Source organism: Brevibacterium sp. MGP-B1 (assembly GCF_057766545.1).
Genome location: NZ_CM173407.1, coordinates 1,187,690 through 1,208,393, shown reverse-complemented (window position 1 = coordinate 1,208,393; position 20,704 = coordinate 1,187,690). Strand labels below are relative to the sequence as shown.

The 20,704-nt window shown below is 63.5% G+C and carries 17 protein-coding genes; 9 read left to right on the top strand and 8 right to left on the bottom strand.

Annotated features, from left to right (window positions below; genetic code table 11):
• Positions 1 to 10 precede the first annotated feature (10 nt).
• Positions 11 to 1,768, top strand: coding sequence for a DEDD exonuclease domain-containing protein (locus tag AC3CD9_RS05610; protein WP_488366709.1), 1,758 nt, complete (start codon positions 11 to 13; stop codon positions 1,766 to 1,768).
• Here the strand turns inward: AC3CD9_RS05610 and trpD are convergent.
• Positions 1,736 to 2,839, bottom strand: coding sequence for an anthranilate phosphoribosyltransferase (trpD, locus tag AC3CD9_RS05605; RefSeq protein ID WP_488367506.1), 1,104 nt, complete (start codon positions 2,837 to 2,839; stop codon positions 1,736 to 1,738). The two genes, AC3CD9_RS05610 and trpD, sit on opposite strands and share 33 nt — an antisense overlap.
• 197 nt (positions 2,840 to 3,036) lie before the next feature.
• Between trpD and ctaE the strand changes: the two genes are divergently transcribed.
• From ctaE to qcrB, 4 genes are read left to right on the top strand one after another with little or no spacing between them, the layout of a single operon-like run.
• Positions 3,037 to 3,711 carry an aa3-type cytochrome oxidase subunit III gene (ctaE, locus tag AC3CD9_RS05600; RefSeq protein ID WP_172169436.1) on the top strand — a complete coding sequence of 225 codons (675 nt, stop codon included), beginning with the start codon at positions 3,037 to 3,039 and terminating at the stop codon, positions 3,709 to 3,711.
• A 57-nt stretch (positions 3,712 to 3,768) separates the two neighbouring features.
• Positions 3,769 to 4,554 carry a cytochrome bc1 complex diheme cytochrome c subunit gene (gene qcrC / locus AC3CD9_RS05595; protein WP_139467192.1) on the top strand — a complete coding sequence of 262 codons (786 nt, stop codon included), beginning with the start codon at positions 3,769 to 3,771 and terminating at the stop codon, positions 4,552 to 4,554.
• A gap of 49 nt (positions 4,555 to 4,603) precedes the next feature.
• Entirely contained in the window at positions 4,604 to 5,647 is a 1,044-nt protein-coding gene (qcrA, locus tag AC3CD9_RS05590) for a cytochrome bc1 complex Rieske iron-sulfur subunit (RefSeq protein ID WP_139467191.1), read from the top strand.
• Positions 5,644 to 7,269, top strand: coding sequence for a cytochrome bc1 complex cytochrome b subunit (qcrB, locus tag AC3CD9_RS05585; protein WP_488366708.1), 1,626 nt, complete (start codon positions 5,644 to 5,646; stop codon positions 7,267 to 7,269). Before qcrA ends, qcrB begins: the two co-directional genes overlap by 4 nt.
• Positions 7,270 to 8,324: 1,055 nt before the next feature.
• On the opposite strand, the gene AC3CD9_RS05580 is transcribed toward qcrB, so the two are convergent.
• The 6 genes from AC3CD9_RS05580 to AC3CD9_RS05555 form a co-directional block, all read right to left on the bottom strand.
• Entirely contained in the window at positions 8,325 to 8,726 is a 402-nt protein-coding gene (locus tag AC3CD9_RS05580) for a cytochrome c oxidase subunit 4 (RefSeq protein ID WP_488366707.1), read from the bottom strand.
• A complete protein-coding gene (ctaD, locus tag AC3CD9_RS05575) occupies positions 8,723 to 10,420 on the bottom strand; it encodes an aa3-type cytochrome oxidase subunit I (RefSeq protein WP_139467188.1) in 1,698 nt (565 codons plus the stop codon). The genes AC3CD9_RS05580 and ctaD overlap by 4 nt, the downstream gene beginning before the upstream one ends.
• Positions 10,417 to 11,289, bottom strand: coding sequence for an aa3-type cytochrome oxidase subunit II (ctaC, locus tag AC3CD9_RS05570; protein WP_139467187.1), 873 nt, complete (start codon positions 11,287 to 11,289; stop codon positions 10,417 to 10,419). The genes ctaD and ctaC overlap by 4 nt, the downstream gene beginning before the upstream one ends.
• Before the next feature lie 110 nt (positions 11,290 to 11,399).
• Entirely contained in the window at positions 11,400 to 12,077 is a 678-nt protein-coding gene (gene aat, locus AC3CD9_RS05565; protein ID WP_488366706.1) for a leucyl/phenylalanyl-tRNA--protein transferase, read from the bottom strand.
• Between the two features lie 29 nt (positions 12,078 to 12,106).
• The gene (locus AC3CD9_RS05560; RefSeq protein WP_025778316.1) at positions 12,107 to 12,460 is read right to left on the bottom strand and encodes a HesB/IscA family protein; all 354 of its coding nucleotides are present in this window, start codon (positions 12,458 to 12,460) and stop codon (positions 12,107 to 12,109) included.
• 79 nt (positions 12,461 to 12,539) lie between these two features.
• Positions 12,540 to 13,916 (bottom strand): M20/M25/M40 family metallo-hydrolase, encoded by a 1,377-nt coding sequence (locus AC3CD9_RS05555; RefSeq protein WP_488366705.1) that lies wholly within the window; start codon positions 13,914 to 13,916, stop codon positions 12,540 to 12,542.
• 23 nt (positions 13,917 to 13,939) lie between these two features.
• On the opposite strand from AC3CD9_RS05555, the gene AC3CD9_RS05550 reads away from it, so the two are divergent.
• Positions 13,940 to 14,551, top strand: coding sequence for a DUF3043 domain-containing protein (locus AC3CD9_RS05550; protein WP_488366704.1), 612 nt, complete (start codon positions 13,940 to 13,942; stop codon positions 14,549 to 14,551).
• On the opposite strand, the gene AC3CD9_RS05545 is transcribed toward AC3CD9_RS05550, so the two are convergent.
• A complete protein-coding gene (locus AC3CD9_RS05545; RefSeq protein ID WP_488366703.1) occupies positions 14,526 to 15,632 on the bottom strand; it encodes a quinone-dependent dihydroorotate dehydrogenase in 1,107 nt (368 codons plus the stop codon). The genes AC3CD9_RS05550 and AC3CD9_RS05545 overlap by 26 nt on opposite strands.
• Positions 15,633 to 15,754: 122 nt before the next feature.
• Between AC3CD9_RS05545 and AC3CD9_RS05540 the strand changes: the two genes are divergently transcribed.
• The 3 genes from AC3CD9_RS05540 (at position 15,755) to sucB (ending at position 20,647) form a co-directional block, all read left to right on the top strand.
• On the top strand, positions 15,755 to 17,230 hold the full coding sequence (locus AC3CD9_RS05540) for a leucyl aminopeptidase (RefSeq protein ID WP_488366702.1): 1,476 nt from the start codon (positions 15,755 to 15,757) through the stop codon (positions 17,228 to 17,230).
• Between the two features lie 153 nt (positions 17,231 to 17,383).
• Entirely contained in the window at positions 17,384 to 18,772 is a 1,389-nt protein-coding gene (lpdA, locus tag AC3CD9_RS05535; protein ID WP_488366700.1) for a dihydrolipoyl dehydrogenase, read from the top strand.
• 21 nt (positions 18,773 to 18,793) lie between these two features.
• Entirely contained in the window at positions 18,794 to 20,647 is a 1,854-nt protein-coding gene (gene sucB, locus AC3CD9_RS05530; RefSeq protein ID WP_488366698.1) for a 2-oxoglutarate dehydrogenase, E2 component, dihydrolipoamide succinyltransferase, read from the top strand.
• Positions 20,648 to 20,704 lie beyond the last annotated feature (57 nt).

The following is a 20,704-nucleotide window of genomic DNA, read 5'->3' as shown; positions in this document are numbered from 1 at the left end:
ACTGAACATCATGACCGTCCCGTTCGACCGCGCGCCCAGCGCACTGCACAACACTCAGCTGTCATTCGACAGCCTCGGAACTCCCCTGTCCGACGTCACCTTCGTCATCGTCGACCTCGAAACGACAGGCACTCGAGCCGGGCAATCGGAGATCACCGAGATCGGCGCGGTCAAGACTCTCGGCGGCGAGGTCATCGGCGAGTTCCAGACCCTGGTCAAACCGGAACACTCCGTGATCAGCCCATTCGTCGCCCGGCTCACCGGCATCACTCATGCGATGGTCGATGACGCACCTCCGATCAGCTCGGTTCTGCCGAGTTTCCTGGAATTCTCCGTCGGTGCCGTGCTGGTCGCACACAATGCGCCCTTCGACATCGGATTCCTCCGCTCGGCCTGCGAACGTCTCGACTACCATTGGCCGGCGCCCACAGTCCTCGATACCGTCACACTGGCCCGTCGCGTCGTCGGCCGCGACGAAGTGCGCAACCACAAACTCTCGACGCTCGCCGCTCATTTCGGCACCCAGGTCGAGCCCGATCACCGTGCGCTCTCCGATGCGCGAGCGACCGGCGAGCTCCTCCACCTTCTGTTCGAACGATTCGGCGGCTACGGAGTGACGACGCTGGAGGAGCTGTCGACCGTCAGACAGTCGGGGTGGGCGAAGCGACAGGCCAAATCCCATCTGGCCAAGGGCGTTCCCGCGGAGCCCGGCGTCTACATGTTCCTCGACGGCACTCGCCGTGTGCTCTACATCGGCAAGTCCGGAAATATGGCCAGGCGAGTGCGCGGATACTTCAACGCCTCGGAGAACCGTGGCCGCATGGCCGAGATGATCACCGCGGCACAGGAGGTCAGCTGCCTGCCCTGCGCCCACGCGCTGGAAGCCGAAGTCCGCGAGATCCGCCTGATCGGAGAGTTGGCGCCGCCGTACAACCGACGGTCGAAGAACCCGGAACGCAATTCCTGGATCGTCCTCAGCGATGAGCTCTTCCCCCGACTGTCGGTGGTCCGGGCGAACTCGGCGCTCGAACGCTCCCCCGCTCCGCCGCTGGGACCGTTCCGTTCGCGGAAGTCGGCACAGGCCGTCAAGGAACTCCTCGACACCCTCTACCCTGTCAAGAGGTGCACGGCAGCGATCACGCAGCGCAGCCTCGGCGAACATCGCCCCTGTGTGAGTGCACAGGTCGGTCAGTGCGGCGGGCCCTGCGCGGGGACCACCGATGTCGATGACTACCGGAACTCGATCCGCGAGCTCTTCGCTCTGCTCGATGGGGACCTGTCCTCACTGCAGCGCTTGGCCGCTGAGCGGATGCGGCGACTGTCAGGAGAGGCCCGGTTCGAAACGGCCGCCGAGGTCCGTGACTCAATGCGCTCGGCAGTGTCCATCGCGGCGCGAGCCGAACAGGTGACGGCCCTGCGGAGAGTTCCCGAACTGATTGCGGCGGCTCCCGGCTTCGACTCCGGCTGGGACCTGGCGATCATCCGCCACGGGAAACTCGCCGGCGCCGGCCATGTGTCGACCAGGCAGGCCATGGGAGATTCCCTGTCGGCGCTGAGTTCGACGGCCGAATGGGTCCCTGCCCCCGGAGCGCTGCCGCAGGAGACCGACTCCCTCCCGGAGGAGTCGCGTCTGCTGGCCGGCTGGCTTGAGACCGCCGAGCTCGTCTCTGTGACGCCCGCAGGCGATCATGGCTGGTCGCTGCCCCGTCAGGGAGCGACCAGCCATGCACACAGCTCAGGAACGATTCGTCTCAGCGACTCTGTGTGAGACGTCGATGAGCTGCTGGAGCTTGTCCGCGCCGCCCCCGTTGTCGATCGTCTCGACCGCAGTTTCGAGTTTGAGGGCCAAGCGCTCCGTGAAGGTGCCCACAGCCGATTCGTCGGCGGCGACGAGAGCCGCCGCGGCGTTGATGGCCACGATGTCGCGCACTGCCGATCGTTCGCCGTCGAGGACCGCGCGGGTGATGGTCGCGTTCTCATTCGGGCCGCCGCCGCGCAGATCGTCCTTCGTCGCCCGCTCGATGCCGAGGTCGAGGGCGTCGAACGTCGTGTGTTCGATCTCGCCGTGACGGACTTCCCACACATCGTTGACGTCGGTGTTGCTCAGCTCGTCGAGACCATCACGTGACCGGAACACCACGGCCTGGTGACCGCGCTTGGCCAGCGTGCCGACGACGAGCGGGGCCATCTGGGCATCGGCGACGCCGATGGCCGTGTGCCTGGCCCGGGCCGGGTTCGTCAGGGGGCCGAGGATGTTGAACGCGGTGGGGACGTTGATCTGGCGCCGCACTGCAGCGACGAACTGCATCGACGGGTGGAACACGTTGGCGAAGCAGAAGGCCAGTCCGACCTCTTGGGCGATCTGACCGGTCTGTTCGGGTGTGATGTCGAACCGCACGCCAAGGGCTTCGAGCACATCGGCCGATCCCGACGCCGAGGATGTCGCGCGGTTGCCGTGCTTGACGACCCGCTGGCCCGTCGCAGAGATGATCATGGCCGCGGTCGAAGAGATGTTCGCTGTCTTCGCGCGGTCGCCTCCGGTGCCGACGATATCGACGGAGTCTTCGAGCCCCGGCAGGGGAACGGCGTGGTCCATCATCGCCGCCACGAGACCGGCGATCTCCTCGACGGTCTCGCCCTTCGTATGATGCGCGGCGAGAAATGCGGCCATTGTCACATCGGGGGTCTTGCCCGACATGATCTGATCCATCGCCCAGGCCGCCTGGTCACCGTCGAGGTCCTGCTGGTGCATGAGAGCCATGAGCAGATCCGGCCAGTTCTCAGCGGCCGCAGGAACCGTGGTGCGAGCCTCGGAAGCTTGCGCTGCCGGGGTGGTCATGGGCGTGGAATCGGTCATCCGTCTGAACTCTCACTAGGGGCTGCCGCCGCCCCGAAGCTCAGGGCGGACCTTACCTGCGGCATACTATCGCGACTTCGACACGCGGGCGGAAGCGGCTTCCGAAACGAGATTTCGGCACCAGATCGCGGTATTTGCTACGTCGTGTAGAAATTTCTTTCTCGAAACCTGGGTAAAAGATGAAAACTCACCCCGAGACGGGTAATAATGGGGTTGTGTCAACTGCCACTGCATCTCAAACAGCGCCAGCACATCCGGTTGTCAATCGTCCGAATGTGACCACGGTGGGCTTCATCGTGTTCCTCGCGAGCGACCTGATGTTCTTTGCCGCGCTCTTCGCCATGTACTTCACCGTCCGGTCCGTTGTTCCGGAGCTGTGGGAGGCGAGGACCCAGATCCTCGACATCCCCTACGCTCTCGGCAACACGCTGATCCTGGTGTCGTCTTCGTTCACCTGCCAGATCGGCGTGTTCGCTGCCGAGCGGTTCCGCCCCCGGCGGACCGGCTCGCTGTTCAACATCGCCAAATGGGGAATGGTCGAGTGGTTCTACCTCACCTTCGCCCTGGGCGCGATCTTCGTCTCCGGTCAGGTCATGGAGTACGCGACCCTCGTCAGCGAGGGCATCTCGATCAGCTCCGACGGCTACGGTTCCGTCTTCTACCTGACCACGGGCTTCCACGGCATTCACGTGACCATCGGACTCATCTGCTTCCTGCTCGTCATCGGACGCGCCTACGGAGCGAAGAAGTTCGGTCACCATGAAGCCACATTCGCAATCTGCGTGTCCTACTACTGGCACTTCGTCGATGTCGTCTGGATCGGTCTGTTCGGCGTCATCTACCTGCTCCAGTAGCCGGCCCGAGATGCTCGGCCCCCAGGACTCACAACACTTCAAGCAAAGGACGATCAAGTGAAGCTTCTAGCAGATCGCCGCAGACATCCCATGGCGCTGGTTGCGCTGCTTCTCGTGGGACTGCTGCTGACCGGCGGAGCCTATGCACTCTTCACGCAGACTTCGAGCGCCAAGGCGGACACAGCCAGCGCCTCTGATATCGAAGAAGGCAAGAAACTCTTCGCGGCAAACTGCGCCACCTGTCACGGCATGAACGCCGAAGGCTCGAAGGCCGGTCCAGGCCTCATCGGCGTCGGCGCCGCTGCAGTGGACTTCCAGGTCGGCACCGGACGCATGCCGCTGCAGGCCAACGGCCCGCAGGCTCGCGTCAAGGAACCGCAGTTCGACGAAGAGCAGACCGCTCAGCTCGCTGCCTACGTCGCTTCGCTCGGCCCCGGGCCGGCAGTTCCCGAAGACGAGTACCTCGATGCTTCGAAGGGTGACCCCGCCGCCGGCGGCGGTCTGTTCCGCACCAACTGCGCCATGTGCCACAACGTGGTCGGCTCCGGTGGTGCTCTGACCCGCGGCAAGTACGCTCCGAACCTGTCCGAAGTCTCTGAGAAGCACCTCTACGAAGCGATGCAGACCGGCCCGCAGAACATGCCGATCTTCAACGACGCGAACCTGACTCCCGAGGACAAGCGCGATGTCATCGCCTATGTCAAGGAAGTCTCGGACAACCCCTCCCCCGGCGGATTCAAGCTCGGATCGCTGGGTCCAGTGGCAGAGGGCCTGTTCATCTGGTTCTTCGGACTTGCTGCCGTCATCGGACTGACAGTGTGGCTGTCATCCAGGGCCAAGTGAGTCTGACAGTGTCGTTCACCATCAATTACGAGAATAGACGGGGAATTCAATGACCTCGAAAGAGCACTCCGGCGGCGGCAGCCAGCTCGAGGAGTTGAACGGGTTCACGAACCCAGGTCTGCCCGAGCACAAACCGCGCCTGGCCGACTCGGACCCACGCGCCGAGAAGGTCGCCGAACGACAGGTCGCCGCCTGGTTCATCCTCTCGATGATCGGAACCATCTGGTTCATCGTGGCGTACTTCCTGTTCACCCCGGGCGAATCGATGCAGAGCATCCGCCTTCACAACATGTTCGTCGGCCTCGGCGCCGCTGTCGCGATGTTCTCCATCGGCTTCGGTGCTGTGCTCTGGGCCAAGAACCTCATGAGCGATCACGAGGGCATCGACGAACGCCATGACATCGGCGGCAGCGAAGAGGATCAGGCGATTGCGCTCGAGATCCTCCACCAGGCCAAGGAAGAGTCGGGCATCGCCCGCCGTCCCCTGCTGCGCAATACGCTCATCGCCGCTCTGGCGATCGCTCCGCTGCCCGCAGTCCTCGTCTTCCGCGACCTCGGTCCGCTGCCGGGCGACAAGATGTTCAACACGCTCTGGCAGAAAGGCACTCGCCTCATCCGCGACGTCGGCGGAATCCCCTCGGTGGATTCCGAACGTCCGATCAAGGCTGACGAAGTCACAATCGGCTCGGCCTACCACGTCCTGCCCTCGGGCATCGGCGACGAGGAGGCCAGCGAGCACCCGCTGAACGAGAAGGCCAAAGCGGCCGTGCTTCTCATGCGCATCGATCCCAAGGAACTCAAAGAGGATCCGGATCGCAAGGACTGGTCGCACGACGGAATCGTCGCCTACTCGAAGATCTGCACCCACGTCGGCTGCCCCGTCGCACTGTACGAGCACCAGACGCATCACCTGCTGTGCCCCTGCCACCAGTCGACCTTCGACGTGACGGAACACTGCAAGGTCATCTTCGGCCCGGCCAAACGACCGCTTCCTCAGCTGCCCATCACCGTGGACAGCGAAGGCTACCTGGTTGCCCAGTCGGACTTCCCTGAGCCTGTCGGACCTACGTTCTGGGAGATCAACCACCCATGAGTACTACACAGCCAACCACCACCATCGGGAAGGCGGCGAACTTCGCCGAAACCCGCGTCGGGGCATCTGTCCTCGTGCGCGAGTTCGGTCGCAAGATCTTCCCCTCCCACTGGTCGTTCATGCTCGGCGAGGTTGCTCTCTACAGCTTCATCATCGTCGTTCTGTCCGGAACGTTCCTCACGTTCTTCTTCCAGCCGGCCATGGGCGAACTGCACTATGACGGACCCTGGCTGCCGCTGCGCGGCGTCGAGATCTCCGAAGCCTATGACTCGACACTCGCGATCTCCCTGGAGATCCGCGGCGGCCTGTTCATCCGACAGATGCACCACTGGGGCGCGCTGCTCTTCGTCGCCGCATTGAGCGTCCACATGCTCCGTGTGTTCTTCACCGGTGCCTTCCGCCGTCCGCGCGAGCTCAACTGGGTCGTCGGTGTTCTGCTCGTCATCATGGGCATGGCTGCCGGCTTCACCGGCTACTCGCTCCCCGATGACCTGCTCTCAGGCAACGGCCTGCGAATCATCGACGGCATCCTGAAGTCGCTGCCGCTCGTCGGAACCTATATCTCGTTCTTCCTCTTCGGAGGCGAATTCCCGGGCATCGACATCGTGGCCCGTCTCTACACCCTGCACATCATGATCGTGCCGGCTCTGCTCATCGCGCTCATCGGCATCCACCTGATGTTCGTCGTCGTGCACAAGCACACCCAGTACCCGGGTGCAGGAAACACAGAGAAGAACGTCGTCGGAGAACCTGTTCTGCCGACCTTCGCGGCCAAGGGCGGAGGATTCTTCTTCCTCATCTTCGGTTTGCTCTCGCTCATCTCGGCGCTGTTCACGATCAACCCGATCTGGAACTACGGTCCGTACGACCCCTCCCCGGTCTCGGCCGGTACCCAGCCCGACTGGTACATCGGCTGGGCCGATGGGTTCCTCCGCATCGTTCCGGGCTGGTTCGAGTTCTACATCTTCGGATGGCCGATCTCGTTCAACATCAACAGTGCCGTGGTCGTCATGGGCGGCGTGTTCGCTGTCATGTTCATCTACCCGTTCTTCGAGGCGTGGCTGCAGAAGGACCATCGGGAGCACCACATCCTCGATCGTCCGCGCAACAACCCGACTCGTACAGCCATCGGCGTTGCAGGAATCATCTTCTACTGCAATATGTGGGCGGCAGCATCGGGTGACATCATCGCAGTGTTCTTCCAGATGTCGCTCAACGACATGATCTACATCTTCCGATTCCTGTTCTTCTTCGGACCGATCATCGGCTACATCATCACCAAGCGCATGTGCCTCGCACTTCAGCGCAAGGATCGTGAGATCGCTCTGCACGGACGGGAGACGGCTCATATCATCCGTCTGCCCCACGGTGAGTTCCTCGAACGCCACGAGGCTCTTCCCCCGCACAAGCTGTGGAAGATCACCGCGTTCGAGTCGCCGACCTATGTACCGGCCGAGCCGAATGCCGAGGGCAAGATCACGGGGATGGAGAAGCTGCGTGCACGTCTGTCTCGCTTCTTCTTCGAAGATCGTGTGGCTCCGGTGACGAAGCAGGAGCTCGAAGCTTCGCACCACGACCACGACGCTGTCGAGGGTTCGAACAACAAGGAACTCGGACACTGACAGGTCCGACAAGCCACATACGAGGGGCTCAGCAGTTCAACTGCTGAGCCCCTCGCTCCATTCACAGAAGAGGCGGTCACTCGTCACTCCCCGTCGCGTACTCCGTCCACCGCCTCCTGATGTGGAGATCTGCACCTGACCCTGTCGGTCTCAGCACCTGCTCGCCTGGGGCAGTACCTCCTGGATTGAGCCGCTGCCGCCCCGATCGAAATCGTCCCGTGTCGATCCGATCCGGTTCTCCGCGAATCGGAACACCCGCCGAAGGCTATGAGAGCCACGTCCCGCCTCTCAAAATGCTCTGGCCGAGCACGAACTGCCGACGACCGCTGACGGGCCTGCAGGAAGCTTTTGAACGTACTGCTCCGTTCGCCTCCTGGCGTCCCCAGCACGCAGACGGGCGTGCGTTCAGCGGTGCCCAGACGTGGAATCTGCCTCTCCCCTGCCCCGTTGCCTGGCGCCTCATAGCTGCTCTGAAAGTCGCGACTGCCGATCAAGGCTCACCACGCTTGGCAGAAAGAGAATGAGCTGAGCGGTACAGCGACTCACCGCCGCATCGTGGCCAGCGAAAGGGTGTCACCATGGCTTTCTTCAGCCTTGAGCCGCCTCCGGCTGCGTCTGCGTCCGCCCCCGTGGACGCTCGCCGCGAACCGTCGTGGACCTGATGTCGCTCTTGGCGATTGCGTCGGCACAATGGCACCTTCGTCGCGGTCTGCTCTGTCGAATTGATACTGAATGTTCTCAAATGCGCACCGAAGAAAGTGGTGAGTTCAGAACAACCTAGACCAAACAGCAGTCGGCAGCTTGCTCCGGAAGAGCAGTCCGCCGCTTGCTCCGGCTGCGAACGGCCGAAGTGTGACCCTGTGGAGGTACCTATGGGGTCGCAGGGGACCACGTGAGCGTCCGTCAGCCACTCCGGCCCCGACAGGGGATCGGAGATCGCGCCCCCGATGTCTAGCTGTCCACCTGTGTCGGTTTGTCCGCTGCCGGTGAATAGCACTGTGGCCCGGACTCGACTTGAGTCCGGGCCACAGTGGCTGCGCGATCAGAACACTGAATCAGTGGGCGAAATCGCCGCGATCGTGTTCGTAGGTGAGTCCGACCAGAGCGATGATGCCGAGCACGACACCGAACGGGAAGATCCACCAACCCATGGCGATTCCGTAGAATGCGACGGCTGCGGCTCCTGCGCTGACGATCGGCCACCAGCTCCACGGGCTGAACATACCGTAGTCGGCATCGGCGTCGGAGATCTCGGCGTCGTCGTTGTCCTGAGGCTGACGACCGACGCGTCGATCCGTCAGCCAGAGGTAGACGCCGATCATCAGGGCCATCAGTCCGACGAGGAGCAGCGCCGGGAATCCGACGAGCTCGGTGAAGTCGGTGAAGAAGCCGTAGAAGACTCCGACTGCGATGAAGAACAGGCCGCAGAGGTTGAAGACGTAGATCGATGACTTCATTTGGCGTTGTCTCCTGTGAGCTGGGGTTCTGCCTGACCATGCCCGCTGTACTCAAGCAACTCGGGGTGGTTGAGGTCGAAGGCAGGACGTTCGGAGCGGATCCGCGGCAACGAGGTGAAGTTGTGACGCGGGGGCGGGCACGAGGTTGCCCATTCGAGCGATCCTCCGTAGCCCCACGGATCGTCGACCGTCACCTTGGGCGCATTGCGGTGGGTGATCCACACGTTCCAGAAGAACGGAACCATGGACAGACCCAGCAGCAGCGAACCGACCGTCGACACCTGGTTCATCCAGGTGAAGCCGTCCTGCGGCAGGTAGTCGGCGTAACGACGCGGCATTCCGTCGACACCCAGCCAGTGCTGGACAAGGAAGGTTCCGTGGAAGCCGATGAACAGCATCCAGAAGTGGATGTGTCCGAGCTTCTCGTTGAGCATCTTGCCCGTCCACTTCGGCCACCAGAAGTAGAATCCGGCGAACATCGCGAACACGACGGTGCCGAAGACGACGTAGTGGAAGTGCGCCACGACGAAGTAGGTGTCGGACACATGCTGGTCGAGAGCCGGGCTGGCCAGGATGACTCCGGTCAGACCGCCGAAGAGGAACGTTGCGAGGAAGCCGATCGACCACACGATGGGCGTCTCGAATGTGATCGAGCCTCTCCACATCGTGCCGATCCAGTTGAAGAACTTCACACCTGTCGGAATCGCGATGAGCATCGTCATGAACGCGAAGAACGGCAGTGCCACGACGCCCGTGACGTACATGTGGTGGGCCCACACGGTCACCGACAGAGCAGCGATGGCGACTGTCGCGAAGACGAGTTCCTTGTAGCCGAAGACCGGCTTGCGGCTGAACACCGGGAAGATCTCTGTGACGATGCCGAAGAACGGCAGCGCAATGACATAGACCTCCGGGTGGCCGAAGAACCAGAACAGGTGCTGCCAGAGTATCGGTCCGCCGTTGCCCGGACTGAACACATGGGAACCGAGGACACGGTCGGAACCGAGCACCAGCAGCGCAGCAGCCAGAGGCTGGAAGGCCATGAGCACGAGGATGCCGGTGACCAGGACGTTCCAGGTGAAGATCGGCATGCGGAACATGGTCATGCCCGGGGCGCGCATGGTGATCACAGTGGTGATGAAGTTGACGGAGCCGAGGATGGTTCCGAAGCCCTGCAGGGCGAGTCCGAGGACCCACAAGTTACCACCGGCGCCCGGTGTGAACGTCGTATTGCTCAATGGCGCGTAGGCGGTCCAGCCGAAGGATGCCGCACCCTGAGGGGTGAGGAATCCGGAGATGGCCACGAGGCTGCCGAAGAGGTACATCCAGAAGGCGAAGGCATTCAGCCGCGGGAACGCCACGTCCGGAGCGCCGATCTGCAACGGCATGATGACGTTGGCGAAGCCGGCGAACAGCGGGGTGGCGAACATCAGCAGCATCAATGTGCCGTGCATGGTGAACAGCTGGTTGTACTGTTCCTTGGTCTCAACGATCTGCATTCCGGGCTCGAAGAGCTCGAGGCGGATGATGAGCGCCATCACACCGCCGACGCAGAAGAAGAAGAACGAACCGATGAGGTACATGTACCCGATCGTCTTATGGTCCGTCGACGTGATCCAGTCGACGATGATCTTGCCCTTGCTCCGTGGAACTACCGGAGCATCAAGAGCCGCCTGATCCATCGTGGCGGTCATTTCTCAGCACCTTCTTTCGGGTACCAGTTGCGATCGTACTCCGGTCCCAGCTGGCCTGTGTTGCCCTGATCGGCAAGCGACTGCGTGTACTCCTGGAATTCTTCCTTGGACACGACCTTGACGTTGAAAAGCATCTCCGAGTGGTACTCACCGCACAGCTCGGCACACTTGCCGACGTACTCGCCTTCCTTCTCGGCACGCAGATGCAGGCTCTGATCGTGGCCGGGGATCATATCGCGCTTTTCGAGGAAGGCGGGAACCCAGAAGGAGTGGAGGACGTCGCGGGAGTGCAGGCGGATCTCCAGGTCGGTGTCGACGGGGAGGTAGAGGACGGGAGCGGTCTTCTCGGGGGCTTCGGTGCCGTCGAGGGCAACCTGAGTGCCGGCGTAGTAGACGTCTTCGGTCTCATAGTTGAAGTCCCAGGCCCACTGCTTGGCAGCGACCTCGATGACCTGCTCGCCGGGGGTCGAGTCATCCGTCGTCTTCTCCATGACCTGGACGTTCTGGAAGAAGAAGCCGAGGACGAGGACGACCGGAGTCACCGTGAAGAGGATTTCGATCGGCATGCTGTAGCGCATCTGCACCGGCAGTCCGCGATCGTTCTTGCGGCGGCGGTAGGCGACCATGGCCCACAGGATGAGTCCCCACACGATGAGGCCCACGATGAGAAGGGCGATCCAGCCGCCGTTCCACAGCGCTGTATAGGCATCAGTGTGGTTCGTCGCGCCTTGCGATTCGACGGGAAAAAATCCTGTGGCGATCTGCTCTTTAGTGCAACCCGATAGCAACGCCGGTATCAACACGGCGCTCAGAATGCCGAGCCGCTTCGCCCAGGACCGCTGCGGTCCTGACTGATTCGGAGAATCCACGTGCAGCCTTTCACAACGTTCTGCGTCTCCAGGTCAGGCCGAGAGACGTGTACTTACTCTGTCACTCACAAGACTACCGCTACACGCGGTAGAAATTCACCTGCAGATGTTCATTTGTTGAGAATATGCTGACAGACACTGCCCCTGAGCGCGGAATCTAGGTGCGCGGAGTACTCCAGTCCGCTGATCTCCGACACGCCGAGGGTGGCGAGGTGTGATGTCTGCCACTGGGTGTCGATGAGCCAGTCCCCCGGTCCCGTATCCGCATCCGCCGAGGTGGACCGGCTTTCTCCGCTGACGACGTCGGTTCCGTCGAAGAGCCCGACGAGGTGGGCCAGCGCGGCCTTCGAGGCGTCGCGCTGAGTGTGGAACATCGATTCGCCGGCGAAGAACGAACCGATGGCGACTCCGTAGAGACCGCCGACAAGCTCATCGTCGTTCCAGACCTCGACCGAATGCGCCCACCCGTCGTCGTGGAGGCCCTGGTAGAGCTCGATCATCTCCTCGGTGATCCAGCTGCCCGTCCGCCGTGGGTCGGCACACGAGCGGATGACGTGCATGAAGGCCCGGTTGGTGGTGAAGGTGAAGTGCTTCATCGATTTGCGTAGGCTCTTCGTCACGCGCAGGTCACCGGGAAACAGAACTCCACGTCGTCGTGGAGCCCACCACCCCATCCGCCCGGTGCCCCCGTGGCCGACTCCCATCGGGAAGAGCCCGGCCCGATACGACAAAAGGACCTGGGGCTGCGTTGCCGTGGACGACACGGCACGCAGATCCTCCAGGTCCATGAGAAGCGCTCCTCCTCAGCCGAAGCTGATCAGTGGAACGAGTCTCCGCAGGCGCAGGATCCGCCGGCGTTGGGGTTGTCGATGGTGAAGCCCTGCTTCTCGATGGTGTCGGAGAAGTCGATGGTCGAACCGCTGAGGTAGGGAACGCTCATCCGGTCGACGATGACCTCGACGCCGTCGAAGTCGCGGACCGCGTCTCCGTCGAGGAAGCGCTCATCGAAATAGAGCTGATAGATCAGTCCGGAACATCCGCCGGGCTGGACAGCCACGCGCAGGCGCAGGTCGTCACGACCTTCCTGTTCCAGCAGGCTGCGGACCTTGTCGGCAGCGGTCGACGACAGCTCCACCTCGTGGGTGGCTTCTGCTTTTTCGGTCACAGTCATGGTTACTCCTTTTCGCGTTCCTGTCCCCAGGCTACACCGGTGACAACGTCGGTGCCCGGCAAGCTATTCCCCATTCGTGTCATCCGTGGTCGCCGAGGCGCTGCAGCAGCAGGGCTTCGGCGACGATCGCGGCTTTGAAATCGGGCAGGTAGAGCGATTCGTTGGCGCTGTGGGCCCTGGCGTCGGGATCTTCGACGCCCGTGACGAGGATCGATGCGCGGGGGAACACATCGAGCAGATCGGCGATGAAGGGGATCGATCCGCCGATGCCCATCGTCACCGATTCGGTGCCCCAAGCGTCGGTGAGCGCCTGGCGGGCGGTCCGGACCACAGGGTCGTTCTCATCGGCGTGCCAGGGGCTTCCGCCCTCGGTCTCCCCAATGCTCAGCTGCGCACCGAAGGGCAGATGCGCGCGCAGATGCTCCTCGACGGCCCGGACCGCCGAGGCGGGGGTGTCCCCGGGCGCGAGTCGGATCGAGAGCTTGGCCTTGAGGGAGGACTGCAGGGTATTCGAGGAGACCGCCACATCGGGAATGTCGAGACCGATGACGGTGATCGACGGCTGTGTCCACAGACGGGAGGCCAAAGTGCCCGCGCCGATGAGCTCGGTTTCCGCGAGCACCCCGGAGTCTGTTCGCAGCGTCGCCTCGTCGAAGTCGATGGACGTCTCTGTGCTCGAGTGCAGGCCGGCGACAGCGACGGAGCCGTTGTCGTCATGGAGGGTGGCCAGCAGCTTCGTCATCGCGAGCATCGCATCCGGTGCCACTCCCCCGTACATTCCCGAATGCACGGCGTGGTCGAGGGTGGAGACCTCGAATTCGACGGCGCACATTCCGCGCAGGCTCGTCGTCAGGGCCGGAGTCCCCGCAGCCCAGTTGCCCGAATCGGCGACGACGATGACATCGGCGCGCAGGCGGTCCCGGTAGGTCTCGAGGAAATTGCGGAAGCTCGGGCTGCCGGCTTCTTCCTCACCTTCGAAGAAGAGCGTCACACCGACACCGAGGCGGTCGGCCAGTAGCCGCAGAGCCGTGAGGTGGACCATGATCCCGGCCTTGTCGTCGGCGGCTCCACGGCCGAAGATACGGTCGCCCCTCCGGGTGGCGACGAAGGGTTCGGTGTCCCAATCCTCGGCGCGTCCGGGCGGTTGCACATCGTGATGAGCGTAGAGGAGGACGGTCGGGGCGCCTTCCGGCGCCGGCACGGAGGCGACGACGGCCGGGTATCCGTCAGTGCCGTCCGACTGCTTCGCGGTGAGGACCTCCGTCTCGAGGCCGAGCTGACGCGCCAAGCCCGCGACCGCCTCGGCGCTGGCCGTGACATTCGCGGCGTCGAAGCTCGGCCAGGCGACGGAGGGGATGGCGACGAGATCCGTGAGATCGCCGAGGACCTCGTCGAAGATGGTGTCCAGTTCGGCATGCAATTGTGCACTGTCAAGTGCTGAAGTCGATTCGCTCATTCTCCAAAGGTAGTATTCATCTCGTGTTCGGAAGCAAAAAATCTCGCGCGGAGGACGAAACCTCCGCCTCTCAGCCAGTCCATGACGACCTCTCCGCAGAAGCCGACGCCCGTCGCGAAGCGGAGGCGAAGAAGGGACGGCCCACGCCCAAGCGCAGCCAACAGGAGTCTGCGCGCCGTCAGCCCTTGGTGAACAAGGATCGCAAGGTTGCGAACAGACAAGCCAAGGAGCACCAGCGGCAGGAGCGCGACCGCGCACGCATCGGCATGATGAACGGCGAGGAGAAATACCTCACCCGTCGTGACAAAGGCCCGCAGCGCCGGTACATCCGCGACTACATCGATGCCCGCTTCTCGATCGGCGAGATCTTCATCCCAGCCGCGATCCTCATCCTCGTCATCGCGTTCACGCAGCCGGTGCAGATTCAGCAGTACTTCACCTACGCCGTCTGGGGTCTCATCGCACTGATCGTCCTCGACGGGTTCGTGCTCAACTACATCCTCAAGAACCGGCTGCGCAATAAGTTCGGCGAGGTCGAACGGGGCATCACCTTCTACGCGGTCATGCGCAGCATCCAGCTGCGTCCGCTGCGCATGCCCAAGCCCCAGGTCAAGCGCCGCCAGTACCCCGAGTGAGCAGCCGGCTCGACTCGAGGCCGCGTGCGATGCGGCCGGGGAAGAACGGACCGGAGTAGATCATCTCCGAATAGAACTGAACCAGATCGGCGCCCGCGGCCACTCGAGCCCGGGCGTCTTTCGCATCCGCGACGCCGCCGACGGAGATGACGGTGAGCTCGTCGCCCACGTGCCTCTTGACCAGACGCAGCACCTCGAGTGAGCGTTCGGCCACGGGGCGTCCGGAGATGCCGCCTGCCTGACCTTCGGCGAACTCCGCCTCGGCGCCGGTCAGCACACCGCGATCGATCGTCGTGTTCGTCGTGATGAGTCCGTCGACGCCGGTGCGCAGAGCGAGATCGCAGATCTCGGCCACATCCTCGTCGGCGAGATCCGGGGCGATCTTGACCAGCAGGGGCACATGACCCAGCGTCGACCGCGGGCGCTCGACCACCTCGGCGGCGGTGTCGCGGACGGCGGTGATGATCGGCTCCAGGCTGCCCACGGACTGCAGGTCGCGCAGACCGGGAGTGTTCGGTGAGCTGACATTGATGACGAGGTAGTCGGCCAAGGGAGCCAGCGCACGGGTCGAGGCGGCGTAGTCGGCCACCGCGTCGGCCGCCTCGACGACCTTCGTCTTGCCGATGTTGATGCCCACGATGGGACGCAGGCGCTGCGGGAGGGATTCGATCTTCCTCCGTTCGGCGGCGATGTTGAACGATGCCTGCCGGGCTCCGTCGTTGTTGAACCCCATCCGATTGAGCAGGGCGAGATTCTTCCGCAGACGGAATAACCGCGGACGATCATTGCCCGGCTGCGCGTGGGCGGTGATCGTTCCGACCTCGATATGTCCGAAGCCCAATGACGACAGAGCACGGACCCCCACGCCGTTCTTATCGAACCCTGCGGCCAGGCCCACTCGGTTGGGGAAGGGCAGACCCATCACCTGAGCGGGCCGGACGGTGCCGCGGGCACAGAGGACGCGGAGCAGGCGACCGAGCAGTGGAACGGAGTCAAGAAGGCGCAGCGCGGAGAACGAGAGGTGATGGGCCCGTTCGGCATCCATGGGAACGAAGAGGAGTCTGAAGATCAATGAGTACACGCACCTAAGAATATGTCAGAGTCCCTCATCGCTTCAGCAGGCGCTCGACTCACTGCTTCAGCAAGTCGGCGTGTTTGGCATTAGGATCGAATCAACGTTCAAAGACGACTGAAAGGGAACTCATGGCTGGTGCATCCACCCTCAGCAGCTACTCCACGACCTCACCGGTGAAGGCCACCGCCTCTGTTCTGGTGCTGGCGGCAGCGGACTCGACGGTCCTCGGGCTCGAAGGAGCGAAGACGGCGAAGACCGCCCTCGACGAAGCCGCGCGCGCCATCGGATTCAGCGGAAAGGCCGGATCCACCGCTCGTGTTCCAGCTCCGAAGGGTGTCGCCGCCGACTCCGTCCTGCTCGTGGGACTCGGCGACTTCGATCCCGATGACTCCGATGCCGCCGCAGCTGCTGAAACGCTGCGTCGCGGCGCGGGGGCCGCGCTGCGCGCACTCGACGGTGTCGAGTCGATCGCACTGGCCCTGCCGGCCGCCACTCCGACCGAGGTCGAAGCGATCACGGTGGGCGCGGGACTCGGAACCTACCGTTTCCTCGACTACCGCAGCGAAGGCGGGACCCCGGGCGAGATCACCGTCATCGGCCCCAAGGGCAAGACCTTCGCCGCGGCCCATGACGCCGGCGAAGTGATCGCGGCCGCGACGAACAGAGCTCGCGATCTCGTCAACACTCCCCCACTGGATCTCTACCCGGAGTCCTACGCCGAGATCGTCAAGGACCAGGCCAAGGACCGCAAGCTCAAGGTCACAGTGCTCGGCGAGAAGGAACTCAAGGCCGGAGGCTACGGAGGAATCATCGGCGTCGGCCAAGGTTCGACTCGCGGACCCCGCCTCGTCAAGGTCGAATACGCGCCTCGCGGCGCCAAACGCCATCTCAGCTTCGTCGGCAAGGGAATCACCTTCGATTCCGGCGGCATCTCACTCAAGCCGGCGAAGAGCATGGAGGACATGAAGTCCGACATGGCCGGTTCCGCGGCCGTCGTGCAGGCGCTCTTCGGCATCGCCGACCTCAAACTTCCGGTGCGTGTCACCGCGTGGCTGCCGATGGCGGAGAACATGCCCGGGTCTTCGGCACAGCGCCCCAGCGATGTGCTGAAGATGCGCAGCGGCAAGACCGTCGAGGTCACGAACACCGACGCCGAGGGCCGACTCGTCCTCGCCGATGCGCTCACCGATGCCGGCGCTGAGAACCCGGATCTGCTCATCGATGTGGCGACACTCACCGGTGCACAGATCGTCGCGCTCGGCGAACGCACCTCCGGTGTCATGGGCTCCGAAGCCGCACGGGCAGAGGTCATCGCCTCGGCGACCGTGGCCGGTGAGCAGATGTGGGCGATGCCGATCCCCGAGGAGATGCTCTCCGGGTTCGACTCCACCGCCGCCGATCTCACGAACTCAGGACCGCGCCCCGGCGGCATGCTCGCCGCTGCGGCGTTCCTGCGCGAATTCGTCGGAGAGGATGCGAACTGGGCGCATATCGACATCGCCGGACCGAGCTTCAACGGTTCATCACCCTTCGGCTACACACCGAAGGCCGCGACCGGTGCCGCAGTGCGCACCCTCATCGAAATCGCGAAGGCGAAGGCCTGAGCACGGTGGTTCTACACGCTGTCGAGGTGAACGTGATGATGCCCACCTGTGTCCAATCAGACAGCGTTTTTCTTCGCCCCGCGCAAGAAAAGTGGAAAGATAAGACTGAAAGCTGCGTACTGCAGGCTTATTCACAGCTACGAGGAGAAATCCGTGAGTGACGAATTGACCTACGACCTTGTCGTTCTGGGTGGCGGAACCGGTGGCTATGCCGCTGCTCTGCGAGCCGCAGAGCTCGACATGAAGGTCGCTTTGATCGAACGCGACAAGGTGGGAGGCACCTGCCTGCACCGTGGCTGCGTGCCGACGAAGGCTCTTCTGCACGCCGCAGAAGTCGCCGACACCGCCAAGAACTCCGAGACCTTCGGCATCGAAGCCGAGTTCAAGGGGATCGACATCGCCAAGGTGCTCGAGTACAAGGACGGGGTCATCACCCGCAATTACAAGGGTCTGCAGGGTCTGGTCAAGGCTCGCGGAATCGACACCTACTTCGGCACCGGCAAGCTCGTCGGCAAAGACACTGTCGAGGTCACCGGCGAAGACGGCAACCACACCGTCAAGGGCACGAACGTTCTGCTCTCGACCGGTTCGACCTCGAAGACCATCGGTCTCGAGGTCACCGAGCGCGTGATCACGAGCACCGAAGCTCTCCAGCTCAACAAGGTCCCGAGCTCGGCCATCGTGCTCGGCGGCGGCGTCATCGGCGTCGAATTCGCCAGCGTCTGGAACTCCTTCGGAGCCGACGTCACGATCGTCGAGGGCCTCAAGCACCTCGTCGCCAACGAGGACGAGACCATCTCGAAGAACCTCGAGCGCGCCTTCAAGAAGCGCAAGATCAAGTTCAAGCTCGGCGTCATGTTCAAGGGCGTCGAAGAGACTGCCGACGGTGTCAAGGTCACTCTCGAAGACGGTTCGACGCTCGAGGCGGAGTACCTCCTCGTCGCCGTCGGCCGCGGCCCGGTCACCGAGGGCTTCGGCTTCGAAGAGCAGGGCATCCCGATGGATCGCGGATTCGTCCTCGCCAATGAACGTCTCCACACCGGCGTCGGCAACATCTATGCCTGCGGCGATATCGTCCCCGGACTCCAGCTGGCCCACCGCGCCTTCGGCCAGGGCATCTTCATCGCCGAGGAGATCGCCGGCCTCAACCCGGCACCGGTCGTCGAATCGGGCATCCCGCGCGTGACGTACTGCGAACCGGAGATCTTCTCCGTCGGACTGTCCTCCGCTCAGGCGGAAGAGAAGTACGGCAAGGACCAGGTCGAATCGCTCGAGTACAACCTCGGCGGCAACGGCAAGTCCGTGATCCTGGGCACCACGGGCCTGATCAAGGTCATCCGCGAGAAGGACGGTCCGGTCGTGGGCGTGCACGGAATCGGTGCTCGCCTGTCCGAGCAGGCCGGTGAAGCTCAGCTCATCGTCAATTGGGAAGCATTCCCCGAGGAAGTCGCGCAGCTCATCCACGCGCACCCCACGCAGAACGAAGCACTCGGCGAGGCCCACCTGGCCCTGGCCGGCAAACCCCTGCACTTCCACTCATAAGATCCGAGGAGACGAATACTCATGTCGAATTCCGTTCAGATGCCGGCTCTCGGAGAGTCGGTCACCGAGGGCACTGTCACTCGCTGGCTCAAGGAAGTGGGCGAAGAAGTCGAGGTAGACGAGCCGTTGCTCGAGGTGTCGACCGACAAGGTCGACACTGAGATCCCGAGCCCTTACGCAGGCACCCTCGAGAAGATCCTGGCCGAAGAAGATGACGTGGTCGAGGTCGGCGGCGACCTCGCCTACATCGGCGACGGCAGCGGCGCTTCATCCGACGACGAGGCACCGACCGAGGAACCTGCCGAGGAGCCTGCAGAGGCCCCGGCCGAAGAAGCACCCGCTGAAGAGGCACCCGCTGAAGAGGCACCGGCGGCCGAAGAGGCACCGGCCGAGGAGTCGGCACCTGCCGCTTCGGATTCCGGATCCTCCGAAGGCACCGAGATCACGATGCCCGCGCTCGGCGAGTCCGTCACCGAAGGCACCGTGACCCGTTGGCTCAAGGAGGTCGGTGAAGAGGTCGAGGTCGACGAACCGCTCCTCGAGGTCTCGACCGACAAGGTCGACACCGAGGTCCCCTCCCCCGTGGCCGGAGTCGTTCAGGCTCACTTGGCGGAAGAGGACGACACCGTCGAGGTCGGCGCGCCTCTGGCTCGCATCGGTTCCGGTGCCCCGGCCGAATCCGCACCGGCCGAGGAAGCGCCCAAGGAAGAAGCACCCGCCGAGGAGGCCCCCTCCGAGAAGGCTCCGAAGGAGGAAGCTCCCGCCGAGGAGGCTCCGAAACAGGAAGCCCCCAAGGAGGAGGCACCGAAGCAGGAATCGGCTCCCAAGCCGGCCGCGACCGCATCGGCGCAGTCCGCCTCGGCCGCTCAGGCCGAAGAGCCGGTGGAGGCAGCTGCACAGGCCCCTGCCGCCGCCGACACCGTCGGCGAGAACGCTGCCTATGTCACTCCTCTCGTGCGCCGTCTGGCCCGCGAGAAGGGTGTCGACCTCTCGCAGGTCACGGGCACGGGAGTGGGCGGACGCATCCGCAAGCAGGATGTCGAGTCGGCCGCGAAGAACGGCCCGGCTGCCGCTCCCGCGGCACAGTCGGGCGCTTCGGCCGGAGCTCCGAAGGCTCCGTTCAAGGTCGAGATCCCCGAGGAGGCTGCGAAGCTGCGCGGCACCACGGAGAAGGCTTCGCGTATCCGCCAGACCATCGCCAAGCGCATGAGCGAGTCTCTCGACGTCTCCGCTCAGCTCACGCAGGTGATCGAAGTGGATATGTCTCGCGTCGTCAAGCTGCGCAAGGCCAATAAGGAGGCATTCCAGGCCAAGCACGGTTCGAAGCTGACCTACCTGCCGTTCTTCGCCAAGGCCATCGTCGAAGCGCTTCAGGTGCACCCGAAGGTCAACGCCCAGTACGATCTCGAGTCGCAGCAGATCACCTACTTCGATCACGAGCACCTGGCCGTCGCGGTCGATACCCCGCGCGGACTGCTCGTGCCCGTGATCAAGGATGCCGGTGACCTCAGCGTCGCAGGTCTGTCGAAGGCCATCGACGATGTCGCCGACCGGACACGCAACAACAAGATCATGCCGGACGAGCTTTCGGGCGGTACCTTCACGGTGACCAACATCGGTTCCGTGGGGGCGCTGTTCGACACGCCGATCATCAACCAGCCGCAGATGGGCATCATCGGCACGGGCGCGATCGTCCGCCGTCCCATCGCCGTGAAGACGGCCGATGGTGATGAGGCGATCGCGATTCGCGACATGGTGTACCTGCCGTTGACCTACAACCACCAGTTGGTCGACGGTGCGGATGCAGGACGATTCCTGCAGACCATCAAGGCACGTCTGGAAGAAGGCAACTTCGAGGCCGATCTCGACCTCTGAGCCTGACTCTCCGACACACCTGATCGAGGGGCCGACCATTCGTGGTCGGCCCCTCGG